Origin of the sequence: Acinetobacter sp. RRD8 (genome assembly GCF_031844225.1) — a bacterium.
GTDB lineage: Bacteria > Pseudomonadota > Gammaproteobacteria > Pseudomonadales > Moraxellaceae > Acinetobacter.
The window spans coordinates 95,789-114,328 of the sequence record NZ_JAUZUU010000001.1; the positions used below are offsets into that span (position 1 = coordinate 95,789).

An 18,540-nucleotide genomic window follows, 5' to 3' on the forward strand; every position below is an offset into this window, starting at 1 on the left:
ATCTTAAGCAGACTTGATTGAAATGAGTTTTGCATACAGATCGTATTCATCTGCATCAGTAATTTCGACTTCAAGTAAATCCCCCGCCTTGATGACGCTTTTATCGATATCTTCAACAAAAACATTACCATCAATTTCAGGTGCATCTGCATAAGAACGCGCAACCGCTACCGGGAATTCATCTTCCAGGTCATCTACCAGCACAGTCATGGTCTGACCGATACGTTTTTGGAGTTTGGCTGCCGAGATTTCTTGCTGAACCTGCATGAAACGCTCATAACGCTCTTGTTTAATTTCTTCAGGAACGTGATCTGGCAAATCATTTGCTGTCGCACCTTCAACTGGCGAATAGGTAAAACATCCCACACGATCCAGCTGGGCTTCTTTCAGCCAGTCCAGTAACATCTGGAAGTCTTCTTCAGTTTCACCCGGGAAGCCCACCACGAATGTTGAACGCAACACCAGATCAGGACATTTCTCGCGCCAGATTTTCAAACGCTCCAGTGTATTTTCACTGTGCGCAGGGCGCTTCATCAGTTTGAGAATTTTTGGACTCGCGTGCTGGAATGGAATATCCAGATAAGGCAGGATTTTACCTTGTGCCATCAGGTCAATCACAGCATCCACATGCGGATACGGGTAAACATAGTGCAAACGCACCCAGATTCCCAACTGACCTAATGCTTCACACATGTCATAGAATTTGGTTTTAACCGGCTGGCCATTCCAGAAATCCAGCTTGTATTTCGTGTCCAGGCCATAAGCAGAAGTATCCTGGGAGATGACGAGTACTTCTTTTACACCGGCACGTTTCAGCGCTGCAGCTTCATCAAGCACAGAACCGACTGGACGTGAAACCAGATCGCCACGCATGCTTGGAATAATACAGAAGGTACAACGATGGTTGCAGCCTTCAGATATTTTCAGATAAGCATAGTGTTTTGGCGTCAGGCGGATGCCTTGCTCTGGAACCAGATCAATAAATGGATTGTGTTTTGGCGGCTCAGGTACGTATTGATGAACCGCATCCATAACTTCTTTATATGCCGCTGCACCTGTCACTTTCAGGACATTGGGATGCATTTGGCGAATCTTGTCTTCGTCTTTACCTAGACAACCTGTTACGATCACGCGACCATTCGCGCTCATCGCCTCACCAATCGCATCTAGCGATTCTTGCACTGCGGATTCAATGAAACCACAGGTATTTACTACAACTAAATCAGCACCGTCATAATCCGAAGCGACGTCATAACCTTCAGTCTTTAACTGGGTTAAAATACGTTCAGAATCTACCAATGCCTTAGGACAACCTAAAGATACAAAACCGACTTTGGGGGACTTCATGAATTTTCGCTCTACTAGAATGCGCGTATTGTATGTCTTTTCGCATCATAAAAATAGTTGAAAACCTGACTCTTTGCATCATGCACTAAAATATTGCCATAAAATATTCAACATACCCACTCATGCACCAAAATGAATCATTTTAGATTTACAGCCTCAATTTAATCCGCTATATCTAAGATGAATTGTGTTGCTCTGTCACATTTCTGCATTTCATCGCAATAAATAATCTCTCGTCATAAAAGTTGGCGTGCATCTTGCATCAAATCAGAACTTAAAATTGATTAAATTGCTTTATGAAGATGCCATTGCGCCATTTTAATACAGGAACAAACCCGCGAATGGATCAAATTATTCCGATCGACTATCGTGCTTTAGTGGACAATATGACCACGTGTATTTTATTGATAGACCGCGATCTTAATATTTATTATCTGAATTCTGCCTGTGAAGCCTTATTTGATGTGAGCTTATTCCGCGCGAGCGGCACATCCGTACTCAATATTCTGCAAAACCCGACAGATGAGTTCAATACCGAAGAAGCCCTGAATAATACTTTAAGTACGGGACAACCTTATACACGCCGCGAAGCCACTATTCTGGTCAACTTTAAAGACATTCATGTTGACTACACTGTTTCTCAGCTAAATCTGGGCAAACCTTATCATCCGCTACTGCTCATCGAACTCAATCCTCGCGATCGCATGTTAAAAATCTCGCGTGAAGAAAATCTGCTGCAACAGCATCAGGTAGCGCGTCAGCTGATTCGCGGTGTTGCGCATGAAATCAAGAATCCCTTGGGTGGCATTCGCGGGGCGACTCAACTCCTGGCACGCAGTTTGAATGATCCACAATACAAAGAATTTACCGACATTATTATTAGCGAAGTGGATCGACTCAGAAATCTGGCCGATACCATGCTCGGTTCACGCCAGCTTCCGAGCTATGAACTGGTCAATGTGCATGAACCTCTGGAACGGGTGCGTTCACTGATTGCCAATCAGACCAAAAAGAAAATCAAGATTACCCGGGATTACGACCTGTCCTTACCGGAAGTTCTGGCAGACCGCGACCAATTGATTCAGGTCATTTTGAATATTTGCGCCAATGCCGTACAGGCCATGACCGAGAACAAGGAGTTCTTTGTCGAACATCAACCGGAACTGATTTTAAGAACCCGGATTCAGCGTCTCTTTACCATTAACGGGGTGATTCACCGCTCTGTAGTAAGGATTGATATTGAAGACAACGGTCCAGGTGTGCCGGAAGATATTATCGAATCGGTGTTTTATCCGCTGGTCACCAGTCGCGCAAAAGGTACCGGACTGGGCCTCAGTATTGCTCAAAATATTATTCATCAGCACAACGGCATGATCGAGTGTCAGTCCGTGGCTGGAAAAACCGTCTTTAGCTTATATTTACCTTGGGAGTCGAATCATGTCGCGAAATAAAATATGGGTGATTGATGACGATCGCGCCATGCGCTGGGTACTGGAAAAGACCTTTAAAGAGGAAGGTCTGGATGTGACCAGTTTTGAAGAAGCACAATCTGCACTAGACCAACTGAGTCTGGAGGCACCCGATGTGATTTTGACCGATATCCGCATGCCGGGTATTGATGGACTTACCTTCCTGGGCAAGGTTAAACACAGTTATCCTGACCTACCTGTCATTATTATGACGGCGCATTCAGACTTAGAATCGGCTGTTTCTAGCTATCAAACTGGTGCTTTTGAATATCTGCCTAAGCCTTTTGATATTGATGAAGCACTGGCGCTGGTAAATCGTGCAATTTTACATATCACCAAGCTACAGCAACAAGAATCAGCAAAAGCGGCTCCACCAATTCAATCTACCGAAATTATTGGTGAATCGCCTGCCATGCAGGAAGTGTTTCGTGCCATTGGCCGTTTATCACAATCGCATATTACCGTGTTGATTAATGGTGAGTCTGGTACAGGTAAAGAACTGGTAGCGCATGCCCTGCATCGTCATTCACCACGCAGCTCAAAACCTTTTATTGCCCTCAATATGGCGGCGATTCCAAAAGACCTGATCGAAACTGAACTTTTCGGCCATGAGAAAGGTGCATTTACCGGTGCTAATACCCAGCGCCAAGGTCGTTTTGAACAGGCAAATGGCGGTACGCTGTTTTTAGATGAAATTGGCGATATGCCATTTGAGACCCAGACCCGTTTATTGCGTGTCCTAGCCGATGGAGAGTTCTACCGAGTTGGCGGTCATATTCCGGTTAAGGTCGATGTGCGTATCGTGGCAGCGACACATCAGGATCTGGAAAAACTGGTTCATGAGGGTCGCTTCCGTGAAGACTTGTATCATCGACTGAATGTAATTCGTATTCATATTCCAAAACTGGCACATCGCAGTGAAGATATTCCGATGCTGGCGCAGCATTTTCTGGCGCGTGCCGGAAAGGAACTTGGGGTCAATCCAAAGATTTTGCGTCCTGAAACCCAGGAATATATGCAAAAATTGCCGTGGCAAGGTAACGTACGTCAACTTGAAAATACCTGTCGCTGGCTGACAGTAATGATCACAGGCCGTGAAGTCTATCCTGAAGACTTGCCACCTGAACTAAAACAGATTCCAATTCATCAGCAGGATCCGGGCGCGCCAATTCCAACGCTGAACCAGATCGCACCGCATCACTGGGATGAATTACTGGGTCAATGGGCGATGCAGAAACTCAAAAACGGTGAAATGAAACTTCTGGATGTTGCGACGCCGATGTTTGAACGCACCTTGATTAATGCAGCCTTGCAACAAACCCGTGGCCGTAAACGTCATGCCGCAGAACTTTTAGGTTGGGGTCGTAATACTTTAACGCGCAAGCTTAAAGAACTGGGCATGGATACTACGGATGATGAAATCGAAGAAGAAATAGAAAGTTAATCTTTCCATATAAAAAAGCGCCGATTGGCGCTTTTTTATTGATGATGATTTATGCAGTAAAACCCACATAGCGGAAATACCCATCTATGCCCAGATCAGACTTATATATCAGATAATTTGAATAAGTCGCTTGGGTGATTTCATCCAGCATATTCACCTGATCATCATTGGCATGCAGATCATCTACAGAACGCGGCATGCTGTGCTCGAATTCATCCGTCATATATTCAAAGCCAATATCCATGGCAATAAACAGGGTATGTTCACAAGGTTGCACATACTGCTCTTCTGCCCAATCAATCACGTTGTGCTGACAATGTGGACAGGCAATATTATCAGTGGCCTGAATCGAGAGTGGAATAAGTTGATAAGCCATATAAAAATCAATCTGTTTGCTATTCGTATATTTTAGCAAATTTTATGGACTGACTTTATTCAATTAAAAGTCTCGACGATAAAAAAGGGAATTTTCAGATTCCCTTTTTGTATTGATAGATCTCAATGATTAATTACTTATGAGCAGCCTTATAACGTGATAGTGCAGTGACGGCTACTGCCGATACGACCACTGCTGGTAAACTTGCCACAAGAATACCTGTGGTGCCCAAACCTAATGCCAGAATTTTTCCAGTTAATAATGGTCCAGTCATCGCCCCTAAACGCCCTAAAGAGATCGCACTGCCCACGCCTGTCACTTTGCCTGCGCCTGAGTAAAAAATCGGTGAGATCCCATATAGAATAGATTGACCACCCGTAGAGAAAATGCCACCCATGACTCCCGCCAAAATTAATAACGGAATAGAAGTTGTGGTGAATAACAATACCAAGGCAACAAACAAGCCACTATAAATGATAATCGCCATTTGCCAGAGCTTTAAACGGTCCAGTAAATAACCCAGGCTTAGGGTTCCAATGACAGCGCCCACCTGGAACACCAACATCACCAAAAATGCCTGCTGTTTCTGCAAACCTTGTTCCATAAGTAAATTTGGCAACCAGCTAATCAAAATATAATTGATCATCAAGGTAAAAAAGAAGCCAACCCAAAGAGGCACTGTATTTTTATACTGTCGCTGCTTGAACAACACCTCAGCCATTCCCGGCACAGCTTCGCCAGAAACCGGTACTTCCGCATTCACTTTAGGCTTATCTTTAAGAATAAATGCCATCAATGGAATCAGTGCTAAAGGCGTTAATCCCCCAATCAGGAATAAGGTTTGCCATTGAATATCCGGAAGTAGCATAGCCAGACCGGCAACAAAGATCGCCCCTACCGGTAAACCACAATACATCAGACTATTTAGCTTGCCACGGTTGGCTTCGGTTGCTTCATCACCGACGACTGAAATCATGGTTGGCATTGCCGCACCCAAACCCAGACCGGTAAAGAAACGCGCTGCATATAAAACTTCGACGCTTGGTGCAATTGCAGTCAGCGACATGAACAGACCAAAAATAGTCACAGAAAGCATTAGGACTTTCTTTTGTCCCAAATAGTCCGCAATACGTCCGCCAAAGAATGCGCCAAATAGCATTCCAAAGACACCCAGACTAAATACATAGCCCATTTGGATTTGATCTAAACTAAAGCTTGCCGCAATTCCTTTCGCTGCAATCCCGGGAGCTTGAAGGTCAAAACCTTCAAAAAATGCGACCCAAAAACATAAGAATATGGTTAATATTTTTTGGGCTTTTCCGCTATATGGCTGCGCCATGACTGATCTCCATCAATAATTCACAAACCGTTTGATAGTGTGACGATCCGTTGCATTATTCTTAACCTAATCTTGATAGAGAAATAGCACGACAATAGTCGGGTTTAAGCACATCAACATGTGTAAATACCCTCCAAATTAGACCTAAAAGATTGTATTTATAGACTTAACACATCTTAATAATATTTATTATATATATTTATCAAACACTTAATTTAATTGTAGTTATTTTTAATTCAACGATAGTCAAAACTTATACAAAACTACGAGCCGATAAAAAGCCCGCTTAACGCGGGCTTTTTTAGCGCAAAATCTTAAGCAGATTTCTTTGCTTGTGCATTCTTACGAATTGTAATCATCACCAGTTGAACTGCTGCAGGGGTTACACCTGGAATACGACTGGCTTGCGCCAATGTTTCAGGACGAACATCTTTCAGTTTCAGGGTAATTTCACGGGACAGACCTGACACGATGTCATAATCGAAATCCGCAGGAATACGGGTTTCTTCAAGACGTTTCATTTGTGCGACGTCTTCATGCTGACGATTAATATAACCCGCATATTTCACTGCAATTTCAATTTGCTCACCGACAAATGGTGATACTTCAGAATTGGTTAACTCTGCAATTTGAGCAAATGAAATGTTTGGACGTTTCAACAAATCAATCGCCGAACATTCTTTAGACAGGTCTGAACCGGTCATCTCAACGAATTTCTTACCCATTGGGTTATTTGGTGCGGCCCACAAGTGTTGCAAACGGCCTGTTTCTTTTTCCACTGCTTCCATTTTCTCACAGTATACTGCCCAACGCGCGTCATCCACCAGACCCATTTCACGACCAATGGCTGTTAAACGCTGATCTGCGTTATCTTCACGCAGCATCAAACGGTATTCGGCACGTGAGGTGAACATACGGTATGGTTCTTTGGTACCTAATGTGATCAGGTCATCGACCAGAACACCCATGTATGCTTCATCACGTTTTGGCGTCCATTGCTCCTGATCCCAAGCACGGCGTGCAGCGTTCAAGCCTGCAAGCAAACCCTGCGCACCCGCTTCTTCATAACCGGTTGTGCCGTTGATTTGACCGGCGAAATACAAGTTATTAATTGCTTTGGTTTCAAGGGTAAATTTCAACGCTTGTGGGTTGAAATAATCGTATTCAATGGCATAGCCCGGACGAAGAATGTGCGCATTTTCCATACCACGGATCGAGCGAACCAGTTCAAACTGAACGTCGAACGGTAAAGAAGTCGAAATACCATTTGGATAAAGCTCATGTGTATCCAGGCCTTCAGGCTCCAGAAAGACTTGGTGAGAATCTTTATCGGCAAAACGGTGAATTTTATCTTCAATCGATGGGCAGTAACGTGGACCCACACCTTCGATCACACCAGTGTACATTGGTGAACGGTCTAAACCGCCACGAATGATTTCATGTGTGCGTTCATTAGTATGCGTGATATAGCAATTTACCTGCTCAGGATGCATTGATGCATCGCCCATGAATGACATGGTTGGAGACGGGAAATCACCCGGCTGTGGCGTCATCACAGAGAAATCGACTGAACGTGCATCAATACGCGGTGGTGTACCTGTTTTTAAACGACCCACTGGAAGTTGAAGTTCACGCAAACGATGTGCAAGTGAAATAGATGGCGGATCACCAGCACGACCACCGCTAGATTTCTCCAGACCAACGTGGATGACACCACCTAAGAATGTACCCGCTGTCAGCACCACAGTTTTCGCATCAAAACGGATACCCATTTGGGTAACCACACCTTTAACGGTATCGCCTTCAACAATCAGGTCATCTGCGGCTTGCTGAAAAATATCAAGGTTTGCTTGGTTTTCTAATGTTTCGCGAATAGCCGCTTTATAACGTACACGGTCCGCCTGCGCACGTGTTGCACGTACTGCAGCACCTTTACGCGAGTTCAAAATACGGAATTGAATACCGCCTTTATCGGCAGCCAGTGCCATCGCACCGCCCAAGGCATCAATTTCACGCACCAAATGCGATTTACCAATACCACCGATGGCCGGGTTACAGCTCATCTGCCCTAAAGTCTCAATGTTATGAGTTAAGAGTAAAGTCTGTCGACCCATACGCGCTGCAGCCAGAGCCGCTTCCGTACCGGCGTGACCGCCACCGATAACAATGACATCGTATACTTTAGGATAATGCATAGTGGTAATTGAGAGATAAAAAAGAATAGCTGAGCATTATAGCAAATTTCACTCTAAAGTAGACAGATTCAGTTGAATTTATCCTGAGATAAATCGCACTTAACTCGCATAACAATAAAGCACTGTAATTTAACTTTGCAGAGGAACTATATAAATTAAACATATAAGCTGAGAAATTTACTCGATTTGCATTGTTTAATCTCGCGCATTTTTTAATCTATATGTTGGTTACATTACAAACAAAGGTATAAAAGATGAATAAGAATATTTTCCTCTCAACCGTTCTATGTGGTTTATGTTTTGCGCCATTTGCTGCATCAGCGAATGATAAGGTCGAAACCATTTATAATGCACAAAAGTACCAACAGGTTTGTAAAGGCAAATCCCAAGGTGCACAAGTCAGTTTTGCCTATCGCGGCATTATCTGGAATGGTACCTGTGAGCCGCAGTTTTTCGCTTCATCCAAAAATGCTTCAATCAAAGGCGATGAAGCCGAACTCATGAGTACCTGTAGCGGCAACAGTGGTGCGACTACTGCCACCATCAATGGTGCCGAAGTCAAAGGTAAATGTGCATTAGGCTTTATGCCACCACGCCCTCAGGGACAATCTCAGATGCAAAGCCAACCGATGCAGCCACATATGCAAAACCAGCCTATGCAGCATCAGATGAACCAGCCAGCACAGCCTGATTCACCAATGCAAGGCCAGCCCGGTATGTAGCCGATATATATCTAAATAGTTTAGATTTCAAGTAAAAGCTTTGACGGGCAAAGTGACTGCATTTTGCCCGTTTTTTATTGCTTATTTATTCATCTAGGCTAAACTCGAAATATACCTATAAATGTATAATAAAAAGGCAATTTCATGGATTCGGGGTTTTTTAGTGTTTTTTTGCCAATTACATTGGCAATCATGATGATGGGGCTGGGGCTAGAACTCACCATCAAAGATTTCCTGCGCTTAAGTCGCTATCCTAAAGTCATTTTTATTACTTTATTTGCGCAGTTAGTCCTATTACCCAGCATTGCTTTTTTTATTTGTCTGATTTTGGACTTGCCCGCTTTGCTTGCTGTAGGTCTGATGCTGCTGGCCGCCTCGCCCGGTGGTCCAACCGCAAACCTGTTTAGTTACATATATAAAGGTGATGTAGCACTAAATATTACTCTAACCGCCATTAATACCATCATCTCTATTTTTACCTTGCCCTTTATTGTCAATCTGTCCTTACACTACTTTATGAGTCATGACTCAAACGTGACTTTTCCAGTTGAAAAGATTGTACAAGTGTTTTTAATTACCTTGATTCCCGTGATCATGGGTATGCTGCTTCGAGCCAAATTTCCAAACCTGTCGATTACTGTCAGCAGGCCCATGCGCTTACTCTCTATCGGTTTTCTAACCATCCTATTCATATTCGCCATTTTCAGAGAACGTTCGAATTTGGTCGAATACTTTGCCAATATTGGTACAGCAACTGCGATTTTATGTTTTTCCAGCCTGTTTATTGGCTATTGCATTCCTTTACTCATGGGCATTCCAGAGAAAATGGCACGCGCCTGTACCTTTGAAATTGGCATTCATAACACTGCCATTGCGCTGACTATTGCGATTTCGGTTCTGAATAATGTCACGATGGCCATTCCAGCAGGCATTTATACAATTTTCATGTACAGTTTCGCCACCATTTTCGGTGTGCTGATTAGCCGCCAACAAGTGGTGTATAGCAATAAAAGTCGTTTATCAGATTTGTAATTTATTTGGCTGATTCTGCTATAAGGCTGTATGCTTTTCCAAAGAAAATCAGAAGTATTAAAACAATTTTCGACAAGGAGCATACAGATGGATTCTGGCCTTATAACGATATTACTGCCGCTGGCACTTGCAATCATCATGATGGGGCTTGGCCTTGAACTGACGCCTCGGGACTTTAGCCGTGTCACTCGCCACCCCAAAGCCGTATTTATAGCATTGTTCTGCCAACTGGTTGTTCTGGTTGGCATTGCCTTTTTGCTTTGCAAACTATTCGCTTTAACCCCCTTGCTCTCGGTCGGGTTGATGCTCCTGGCGGCTTCGCCCGGGGGTGCAACGGCCAACCTGTTTAGCTATCTGTTTAAAGGTGACTTAGCCCTCAATATCACTTTGACTGCTATCAACTCAGTCATCGCAGCAATTACCTTACCTTTAATTATTAATTTTTCGATCATGCATTTTATGCAGGATAGCCAGCAAGTTGGCCTGCAATTCGGCAAGATTCTGCAAGTCTTTGCGATCATCCTGATTCCGGTGGGAATTGGCATGCTGATTCGGCGCTATGCACCAAGCGTGACAGCAAAACTGAATCGGCCGTTGCGGATTTTTTCCATTGGCTTTTTGGTGCTGATTATTATTGCCACACTTATTAAAGAACGCACAAATATCGGCGAATACCTGACCCAGGTTGGCCTGGCGACTGCCTTATTCTGCATCCTGAGCCTGAGTATTGGTTATCTGATTCCACGACTACTGAACATTAATAGCGCTCAAGCCCGTGCCAGTGCATTTGAAATTGGCATTCATAACAGCACCCTCGCCATGACTATTGCCCTGACCGTGATTGGCAGTGCTGCTGTGGCGATCCCAGCCGCGGTTTATTCTATCTTTATGTATATCTTTGCTGCAATTTTTGGCAGTCTATTGAATCGGCTTGCACCACTCCCGGCGCAAACACCTTTAACGAATCTGGATTAGATAAGCTCTGGAACTGTTCAAAGGATGCCTCAGGCATCCTTTTTATTTTGGGAATGGATCAAGAAGATAGCAGCGTTGAGTCTGAACTTCCGTTACAATAGCTTTTTGAAAAATGTATAAAGGTTATTTCTGTGAAGTGGTTACAAATTCATATTATGGTTGAACAGGCTCAGGTTGATTTTACTGAGACATTACTCAGCTCGCTAGGCGCAGTGAGTGTGACTTTGGATGATGCTGAAAACCAGGATTTGCTGGAACCACTTCCAGGTGAAACGCCACTCTGGAATAAAGTGATTGTGACCGGTATTTATGCGCAGGAAGAAGGCGAAGAAATCGATGTTGCCGCACTAGAAACCTTTATTCGTGCACAAATGCCAGATGCTCCGATCCGTCATGAGTTGATTGAAGATCAGGCTTGGGAACGTACTTGGATGGATGCCTATGAGCCCATTCAGATTGCTGATAAATACTGGATCGTACCGGAGTGGATGGAAGCACCTGATGCCGAGGCGGTGAACATCAAGCTTGATCCAGGTCTGGCTTTCGGAACAGGCAACCACGCTTCAACTTTCCTGTGCTTACAATGGCTCGGAAAGATTGATGTGAAAGATAAAATTGTCATCGATTATGGCTGTGGCTCAGGCATTCTCGCGGTAGCTGCACTTCTCTTAGGTGCGAAAAAAGCATATGCCACTGATATCGATCCACAAGCTGTACTGGCGACTCAGCAAAATGCTGAACTGAATGGCGTACTGGACAAGCTTTATGTCGGACTGCCAGAAGAATTTAGAGATGAGCTCGGCAATACCAAAGCTGACGTCTTTGTTGCCAATATTCTGGCAGCACCACTGATGATGCTGGCTCCTGAGTTCGCAACTTTAATTAAATCTGAGGGACAGTTCGCACTTGCCGGAGTAATTGAAGAGCAAGTTGCTGATGTTACTAGCATTTACTCAAATTATTTTGATATATTAGAAGTAGAAAAACGAGATGAGCACTGGTGCCGTATCTCGGGTAAACGCCATAAGAATGAATGAGCCTATAAATAATCCATGAGTGACAAAAGAACCCATTGCCCTACCTGTTCCACCACCTATAAAGTCACAGTTGCTCAACTCACCGTTGCGCAGGGTATGGTTTGCTGTCCCAAATGTACCACCTCATTTAATGCCTTATCGCATTTGGTGACCGAAACCCGGAATTCGGTCACCGCCTCAATGTCTCACGCTCAGTCGAGCTCCAGCGAATTCAGCAAAACTGATGCTCAAAATAGACCAGGTGTTTATCACACGGATCAGCAGCATCGTCATAGCCTGCTACAGATTTTTGACCAAAAAGTTGAACATTCCAATATTGATCTGGAAACCTATTTAAATAACTTGAATTATTTCAGTACCGAACCGATTTCAGTCCTACCGAGCATGAACTGGGAAGATCAGGCAGAAAAGCAGGCTAAGCGCGGGCCAATGTACTATATAGGCTGGAGTTTACTCAATCTGTCGCTGTTTAGCCTGCTGCTGTTTCAATTTTTTTGGTTCAATCCGCAATACATCAAAAACAGTCACGTCATGAGTCTGGCCTTTAACAGTGCTTGTGAAGTGTTTAATTGTTCCAATCTGGAAAAATACTACACACTAATTCAGGTTAATAAAGTCAAAATCAAGGCAACCGGTAATAATGAAGCTGAGTTTAGCGGTGAGCTGATTAATTTTCATGACCGTAGTCTGGCTTTACCAATTTTAAGAATCAATCTGGAACATCGCGGTGAAGTGATTGCAACTTATAACCTGTCCTCCGAAGAGTACTTGATTGAAAGTTTAGTCAATATTCAGCGCATTCCGAAAAACAGCCCGTTTAAATTCAAATTTAAGCTTCCAGTCGATCGCAAAAGCTTTGATCGCTATACTTTGGAAATAATTCGCCCCTAATCTACTGAGAAAGCATTAAAAAATTAAAAAAAGTTAAAAAAAATGCAGTTTTCTTGCTCACTTTTGCTTAGACAATGGTATGATACGCGCCACGAAAGCTATGTGCTGCAACTCCTCGCGACTTTTTCACAACAAATACAGTCTTGCCTAATGCGCTATAAAATTTATTGCGTATCGTGCAGATTTTTTTGTTTTGATTTTGGTCAGTAACAAAACTTTAACTATTGTTACGCTTATTTTTCGACCAAATCGCAGAGATGTGTCAAGCTACAGGCTCAATGTAATGACTAAGTTTTAGAACTTCCGTTTTAGGATCTAAAATGGAGTTCATTTCAATTTCTAGACCACTTTTATATATCACTTTACCCAAGTGATATTTGTTTTTCGGATTAATTCGCATGAATAGCAAATCTCCTATTTTTACTGCACAATCTGATGTTGCTTTACGTATCCACGTAGATCGCGCAGTTCGCCACTATTTTGCACAACTGCAGGGCGAGCAACCATCTCAGGTATACGACATGGTGCTAGCAGAAATGGAGAAACCTCTTCTATCTGTAGTTCTAGAATATACACGTGGTAACCAAACACGTGCTGCCGAGATCCTCGGACTCAACCGTGGTACTTTACGTAAAAAGTTAAAAGCTCACGGTTTAATGAGTGAATAAATGATAAAATGCTTGCGGCTTCCGCAGGCATTTTTTTTAACCTGTAAATTGCTGATTTTGTTTTATTCTGTTCCTTGAAAACTGTGACGAAGATCATGACTATTAAACGCGCTTTAATCTCTGTGTCTGACAAGACTGGTATTGTTGAATTTGCACAAGAACTTGCTGCTCTAGGGGTAGAAATTTTATCTACAGGTGGTACCTACAAATTGTTGAAAGACAATAATGTGGCTGTAGTTGAAGTTTCGGAGCATACAGGTTTTCCAGAGATGATGGACGGCCGTGTAAAAACACTACATCCAAAAATTCATGGGGGTATCCTGGCTCGTCGTGGTCTAGACGAAGCTGTGATGGCTGAACACAACATTGATGCTATTGATTTAGTCGTTGTAAACCTTTATCCATTTGCTGCAACGGTAGCCAAACCAAACTGTTCACTTGCTGATGCTATCGAAAACATCGACATCGGTGGTCCTACCATGGTTCGTGCTGCAGCAAAAAACCATGCATCTGTAGGTATCATCGTAAATGCTTCTGACTATGCAACTGTCGTTGCCGAGCTTAAAGCTGAGGGTGCTTTATCTCATGCAACTCGTTTTGACCTAGCAGTAAAAGCATTTGAACATACTGCTCAATATGACGGCATGATCGCATCTTACTTAGGCGCTCGCGTAGGTAAAGAAGAAGGTCAGGCAGACAAATTTGCACGTACTTTCAATACTCAATTGAACAAAGTTCAAGACCTTCGTTACGGTGAAAACCCGCATCAAGCTGCTGCATTCTATGTAGAAGACACAGCGACTGAAGCTTCTGTTTCAACAGCGAAACAGCTTCAAGGTAAAGAACTCTCTTATAACAACATCGCAGATACTGATGCAGCACTTGAATGTGTGAAATCATTTGCGAAGCCTGCTTGTGTGATCGTTAAACACGCTAACCCATGTGGCGTTGCAGTATCTTTAGACGGTATTCAAGCAGCTTATGATCTTGCGTATGCAACAGATCCTGAATCTGCTTTCGGTGGCATCATTGCATTCAACCGTGAATTAGACGTTGCAACTGCACAAGCGATTGTAGATCGTCAATTCGTTGAAGTGATCATTGCACCGAGCGTTGCTGAAGGCGTTCTTGAAGTAACAGGCGCGAAGAAAAACGTACGCGTACTTGTATGTGGCGAACTTCCAGCAATCGATGCGCGTCAATCGCAACTTGACTACAAACGCGTAAACGGTGGTTTGTTAGTTCAAGATCAAGACTTGGGCATGATCACTAAAGATGATCTTAAAGTAGTCACCAAACGTGCGCCGACTGAACAAGAAATCGATGACATGATCTTCGCTTGGAAAGTAGCGAAATACGTAAAATCTAACGCGATTGTGTATGCTAAAAACCGTCAAACCATTGGTGTTGGCGCAGGTCAAATGAGCCGTGTTAACTCTGCTCGTATTGCTGCAATTAAAGCTGAACATGCTGGCTTGGTGGTTGAGGGTGCTGTCATGGCGTCTGACGCATTCTTCCCATTCCGTGATGGTATTGATAACGCTGCGAAAGCGGGTATCAAATGCATTATCCAACCGGGTGGTTCTATGCGTGATGAAGAAACGATTGCTGCGGCTGACGAAGCTGGTATTGCAATGGTGTTCACTGGTATGCGTCACTTCCGTCACTAATTAATTTTAAATCCTCCCTAGCCCTCCTTAATAAAGGAGGGTTTTCTATATCATAGTAGAGCGAAGGGAGTCCCCCTTTTATCAAAGGGGGATTTAGGGGGATTCTATTTCAGAAGGATTTTTTTTAATGAATATTTTAGTTTTGGGTAATGGTGGTCGTGAACATGCACTTGCATGGAAAATCGCGCAAGATGATAAAGTCGCAAAAGTATTTGTAGCACCGGGTAATGCAGGTACTGCAACAGAAAATAAATGCGAAAATGTTGCCTTAAATATTTTAGACAATGCTGCGATTATCGACTTTGCAAAAAGCAATGCGGTTGATTTAGTGGTTGTTGGTCCTGAAGCACCACTTGTAAATGGTGTTGTAGATGCATGCCGTGAAGCTGGCGTTAAAATTTGGGGTCCAACTCAATTTGCTGCGCAGCTTGAAGGCTCTAAAGCATTCGCTAAACACTTCCTTAAACGCCATAACATTCCAACGGCTTTCTATGACGTATTTACTGAAGTAGATGCTGCGAAAGCATTTGTTGAGAAAAATGGTGCGCCAATCGTGATCAAGGCTGATGGTCTTGCTGCAGGTAAAGGCGTAATCGTTGCCATGACCAATCAAGAAGCATTTGCAGCAATTGATGACATGCTTGCAGGCAACAAATTTGGCGATGCAGGTTCTCGCGTAGTGATCGAAGAATTCCTTGCTGGTGAAGAAGCATCATTCATTTGTATGATCGATGGCGACAACATCTTGCCAATGGCAACATCTCAAGACCATAAGCGTATTTTTGAAGGTGACCAAGGTCCAAACACTGGCGGTATGGGTGCTTACTCTCCTGCGCCTGTTGTGACTGCTGACGTATTTGAAAAAACCATGAATGAAGTGATGCGTCCTACCGTTGAAGGTATGAAAAAAGACGGGCATGTTTATACAGGTTTCTTATACGCTGGTTTGATGATTGACGAACAAGGTCAACCAAAAGTAATTGAGTTTAACTGTCGTTTTGGTGATCCTGAAACTCAGCCAATCATGATGCGTTTAAAATCATCTTTGGTGGATCTCGTTGAAGCTGGTATTGCAGGTAACTTACCTGCTGAAGCTGAATGGGATGAGCGCAAGACTGTTGGTATCGTTTTAGCGTCAAAAGGCTACCCAGAAACTTCAAGCAATGGTGATGTGATTTCAGGCTTAGACACTGAAATGACTGATGCGAAAGTGTTCCATGCAGGCACTAAAGCCAATGAAAATGGCGACATCGTAACTGCTGGCGGTCGTGTACTTTGTGTGACTGCACTCGGTAATACCATTGGTGAAGCGCAAGCAAAAGCGTTAGAGCTTTGTGAAAAAGTGACTTTCGACGGCGTTCAATATCGTAAAGATATTGGTTACCGCGCAGTTGCTCGTGAAAATTCTTAATTTCGGTTAAGTATCAAAAACCCCGATTCGTTCGGGGTTTTTTTATTTTTTATAATTTATTTTTTACAATGTAAGCTAGTAGCTCTTTACCTTTATCAGTAATTATCACTTTACTTGCTGTGCCCGTATTTGTTAGTTTCTGTTGTTGCATTAAATTATGGATGATTAATTTTGGTGCCAAATCATAGAATATAAAATAATCATAATCTGATGAATTCATTGAGTTGTTTGCACCAACTGTCAATTTATCTTTAAAACTTTTTATTGCTTTTAATACAGTAATCTCATCTGGGAAATTATTTTCTTCTGATTGTATTCTCTTTAAGCTAACCTTTTCTTGAGAAAATAACTCAATTAACCCCACAATTTCTTCTGATGTATTATTACTTGTTTTCTGTCTTTTTAATACGATATTCTCTTGGTTCAGTTTGCTAATTTCTTGTTGTAGCCCCATGATCTGATCTAAATACTCTTGAGGATTCTGTACAGAACCTGCTCTAATCCAACCGACCACCTGATTTTCTTTTTGTAGTTGCCCAATACTTTCATGTACTGCTAATTTGATATCTTTATTATCTTCAAAGAACGAACACATGTAAGATGTAACCTTAGTTTTAAAATCTTTAAATTTAGCTTGGTTCTCAAGTTCTAAAACAGCAGATCCATCCAATTTAATTTTTGCTTGAAGTGCATGATCTTGCATAACCACTGCAAATAAAGGTTTGTTTTGTTCTAATGCATAATTATATTCCAACTCAGTATAACTTAATCCTGATTCAGTCTCGATAGATCCATAACGACCACCTAATATCAGCATATAAATATCAGATTCATCAATCCATTTTTTAATAATTTCCCACTGACTTTTATTTGATGCTGTAAATAGCTCCATACCAGCAGGAATATGACCAGCTTTTAAAATTGCTTCCACAGCAGCTTGTCTTTCATTTATTAAATCTAGATATGTAGATGATATAAAAATTTGATATTTTTTCATAAGTACTTTGAATTAATTTAATTTTCTTCTATTTTAGTAATATTACATATTTTTACAACCAATGATTATTCAGTAAGCTTAGCTATTATGATGACTGATATCCAAACCCCTCGCCTCATCCTTCGCCAATGGCAAGATTCCGACACTGCCCCATTTATCCAAATGTGTGCAGATGACGAGGTCATGCGCTACTTCCCTAAAAAACTCGATGCGGCTGAGGCAACTGCTTTTCTTGAACGTATTCGTAATGCTATTGATACACGTGGTTGGGGACTCCTTGCCGTAGAACTCAAAGCTACAGGCGAATTCATCGGTTTTATTGGCTTACACGTGCATCCACCTGAGCTTAAAATTGCCGATGCCCCTGAAATTGGCTGGCGCTTGTTACCGCAATACTGGAACCAAGGCTATGCAACTGAAGGAGCCAAAGCGGTACTGAAATATGCCTTTAGAACCCTGCGCCTAGAGAAAGTCATTTCTTTTACTGCCTGCATCAACACACCATCAGAACGTGTCATGCAAAATATTGGCTTAGAAAAAGTGGGAGAGTTTGATCATCCACTTGTACCTGCCGATCATATCTTGTGTAGACACGTACTCTATGAAAAACAGCGTTCAGATTATCTGTATATTCCCTTCTGTTAAAACAAGCTTGTAGTATCATGACCTGAGAAGACCAAGATCAGATACTAAGCTTAGTTAATATAAAGGAAAGATTTATCTCGTTAATGATAGAATTTTCTTAATTTGCCAAAAATCAGATATTTTCTTTAATTTATCTATATGCATTTTTTATATTTCTATCTTACAAAATCTTATAAAGATCAGTATTTAGACATATCTATTAAAGCCATATTTTCAATATAAATAATATATTGTTTTAATTAATATTTTCTTTAAAAGATCTTTTTTATATTCGACTAAAGAGATAAGCAAGGCTTTTCTATCCAGTATATCGAATATAGAT

The 18,540-nt window shown here is 42.3% G+C and carries 16 protein-coding genes; 11 read left to right on the forward strand and 5 right to left on the reverse strand.

Annotated features, from left to right (window positions below):
* Nucleotides 1–3: 3 nt before the first annotated feature.
* Nucleotides 4–1,347 (reverse strand): 30S ribosomal protein S12 methylthiotransferase RimO, encoded by a 1,344-nt coding sequence (rimO, locus tag Q9R24_RS00495; protein WP_005107200.1) that lies wholly within the window; start codon nucleotides 1,345–1,347, stop codon nucleotides 4–6.
* 341 nt (nucleotides 1,348–1,688) lie between these two features.
* On the opposite strand from rimO, the gene glnL reads away from it, so the two are divergent.
* Both glnL and glnG read left to right on the forward strand, forming a co-directional pair.
* Entirely contained in the window at nucleotides 1,689–2,798 is a 1,110-nt protein-coding gene (glnL, locus tag Q9R24_RS00500; RefSeq protein WP_311203475.1) for a nitrogen regulation protein NR(II), read from the forward strand.
* On the forward strand, nucleotides 2,785–4,260 hold the full coding sequence (glnG, locus tag Q9R24_RS00505; protein WP_180181322.1) for a nitrogen regulation protein NR(I): 1,476 nt from the start codon (nucleotides 2,785–2,787) through the stop codon (nucleotides 4,258–4,260). Before glnL ends, glnG begins: the two co-directional genes overlap by 14 nt.
* 49 nt (nucleotides 4,261–4,309) lie before the next feature.
* On the opposite strand, the gene Q9R24_RS00510 is transcribed toward glnG, so the two are convergent.
* From Q9R24_RS00510 to mnmG, 3 genes are all read right to left on the reverse strand, one after another.
* Nucleotides 4,310–4,636, reverse strand: coding sequence for a hypothetical protein (locus Q9R24_RS00510; protein WP_004279890.1), 327 nt, complete (start codon nucleotides 4,634–4,636; stop codon nucleotides 4,310–4,312).
* A 133-nt stretch (nucleotides 4,637–4,769) separates the two neighbouring features.
* Nucleotides 4,770–5,975, reverse strand: a complete 1,206-nt coding sequence (gene mhpT, locus Q9R24_RS00515) for a 3-(3-hydroxy-phenyl)propionate transporter MhpT (protein ID WP_311203476.1) — start codon at nucleotides 5,973–5,975, stop codon at nucleotides 4,770–4,772.
* 314 nt (nucleotides 5,976–6,289) lie between these two features.
* On the reverse strand, nucleotides 6,290–8,170 hold the full coding sequence (mnmG, locus tag Q9R24_RS00520) for a tRNA uridine-5-carboxymethylaminomethyl(34) synthesis enzyme MnmG (RefSeq protein WP_311203477.1): 1,881 nt from the start codon (nucleotides 8,168–8,170) through the stop codon (nucleotides 6,290–6,292).
* Nucleotides 8,171–8,424: 254 nt separating this feature from the next.
* Here mnmG and Q9R24_RS00525 point away from each other — a divergent pair, with 254 nt between their 5' ends.
* The 8 genes from Q9R24_RS00525 to purD all read left to right on the forward strand — a co-directional run bounded on the left by Q9R24_RS00525 (nucleotide 8,425) and on the right by purD (nucleotide 16,576).
* Nucleotides 8,425–8,892: a hypothetical protein gene (locus Q9R24_RS00525; protein WP_004279893.1), complete on the forward strand. Its 468-nt coding sequence runs from the start codon at nucleotides 8,425–8,427 to the stop codon at nucleotides 8,890–8,892.
* A gap of 144 nt (nucleotides 8,893–9,036) precedes the next feature.
* The gene (locus Q9R24_RS00530; protein ID WP_005100861.1) at nucleotides 9,037–9,924 is read left to right on the forward strand and encodes a bile acid:sodium symporter family protein; all 888 of its coding nucleotides are present in this window, start codon (nucleotides 9,037–9,039) and stop codon (nucleotides 9,922–9,924) included.
* Between the two features lie 87 nt (nucleotides 9,925–10,011).
* Nucleotides 10,012–10,899, forward strand: a complete 888-nt coding sequence (locus tag Q9R24_RS00535; protein WP_311203478.1) for a bile acid:sodium symporter family protein — start codon at nucleotides 10,012–10,014, stop codon at nucleotides 10,897–10,899.
* Between the two features lie 131 nt (nucleotides 10,900–11,030).
* Nucleotides 11,031–11,936, forward strand: a complete 906-nt coding sequence (gene prmA, locus Q9R24_RS00540; RefSeq protein WP_311203479.1) for a 50S ribosomal protein L11 methyltransferase — start codon at nucleotides 11,031–11,033, stop codon at nucleotides 11,934–11,936.
* A gap of 15 nt (nucleotides 11,937–11,951) precedes the next feature.
* Nucleotides 11,952–12,827, forward strand: a complete 876-nt coding sequence (locus Q9R24_RS00545; protein ID WP_195724826.1) for a DUF3426 domain-containing protein — start codon at nucleotides 11,952–11,954, stop codon at nucleotides 12,825–12,827.
* Between the two features lie 398 nt (nucleotides 12,828–13,225).
* Nucleotides 13,226–13,495: a DNA-binding transcriptional regulator Fis gene (gene fis / locus Q9R24_RS00550; protein ID WP_001086304.1), complete on the forward strand. Its 270-nt coding sequence runs from the start codon at nucleotides 13,226–13,228 to the stop codon at nucleotides 13,493–13,495.
* Between the two features lie 95 nt (nucleotides 13,496–13,590).
* Nucleotides 13,591–15,165, forward strand: coding sequence for a bifunctional phosphoribosylaminoimidazolecarboxamide formyltransferase/IMP cyclohydrolase (purH, locus tag Q9R24_RS00555; RefSeq protein WP_004646700.1), 1,575 nt, complete (start codon nucleotides 13,591–13,593; stop codon nucleotides 15,163–15,165).
* Between the two features lie 127 nt (nucleotides 15,166–15,292).
* The gene (gene purD, locus Q9R24_RS00560; protein WP_311203480.1) at nucleotides 15,293–16,576 is read left to right on the forward strand and encodes a phosphoribosylamine--glycine ligase; all 1,284 of its coding nucleotides are present in this window, start codon (nucleotides 15,293–15,295) and stop codon (nucleotides 16,574–16,576) included.
* A gap of 49 nt (nucleotides 16,577–16,625) precedes the next feature.
* Here purD and Q9R24_RS00565 read toward each other — a convergent pair whose 3' ends face one another.
* Complete coding sequence (locus Q9R24_RS00565; RefSeq protein WP_311203481.1) at nucleotides 16,626–17,573, reverse strand: DUF4062 domain-containing protein; 948 nt, start codon at nucleotides 17,571–17,573, stop codon at nucleotides 16,626–16,628.
* 87 nt (nucleotides 17,574–17,660) lie between these two features.
* Between Q9R24_RS00565 and Q9R24_RS00570 the strand changes: the two genes are divergently transcribed.
* Complete coding sequence (locus Q9R24_RS00570; RefSeq protein WP_311203482.1) at nucleotides 17,661–18,218, forward strand: GNAT family N-acetyltransferase; 558 nt, start codon at nucleotides 17,661–17,663, stop codon at nucleotides 18,216–18,218.
* Nucleotides 18,219–18,540 lie beyond the last annotated feature (322 nt).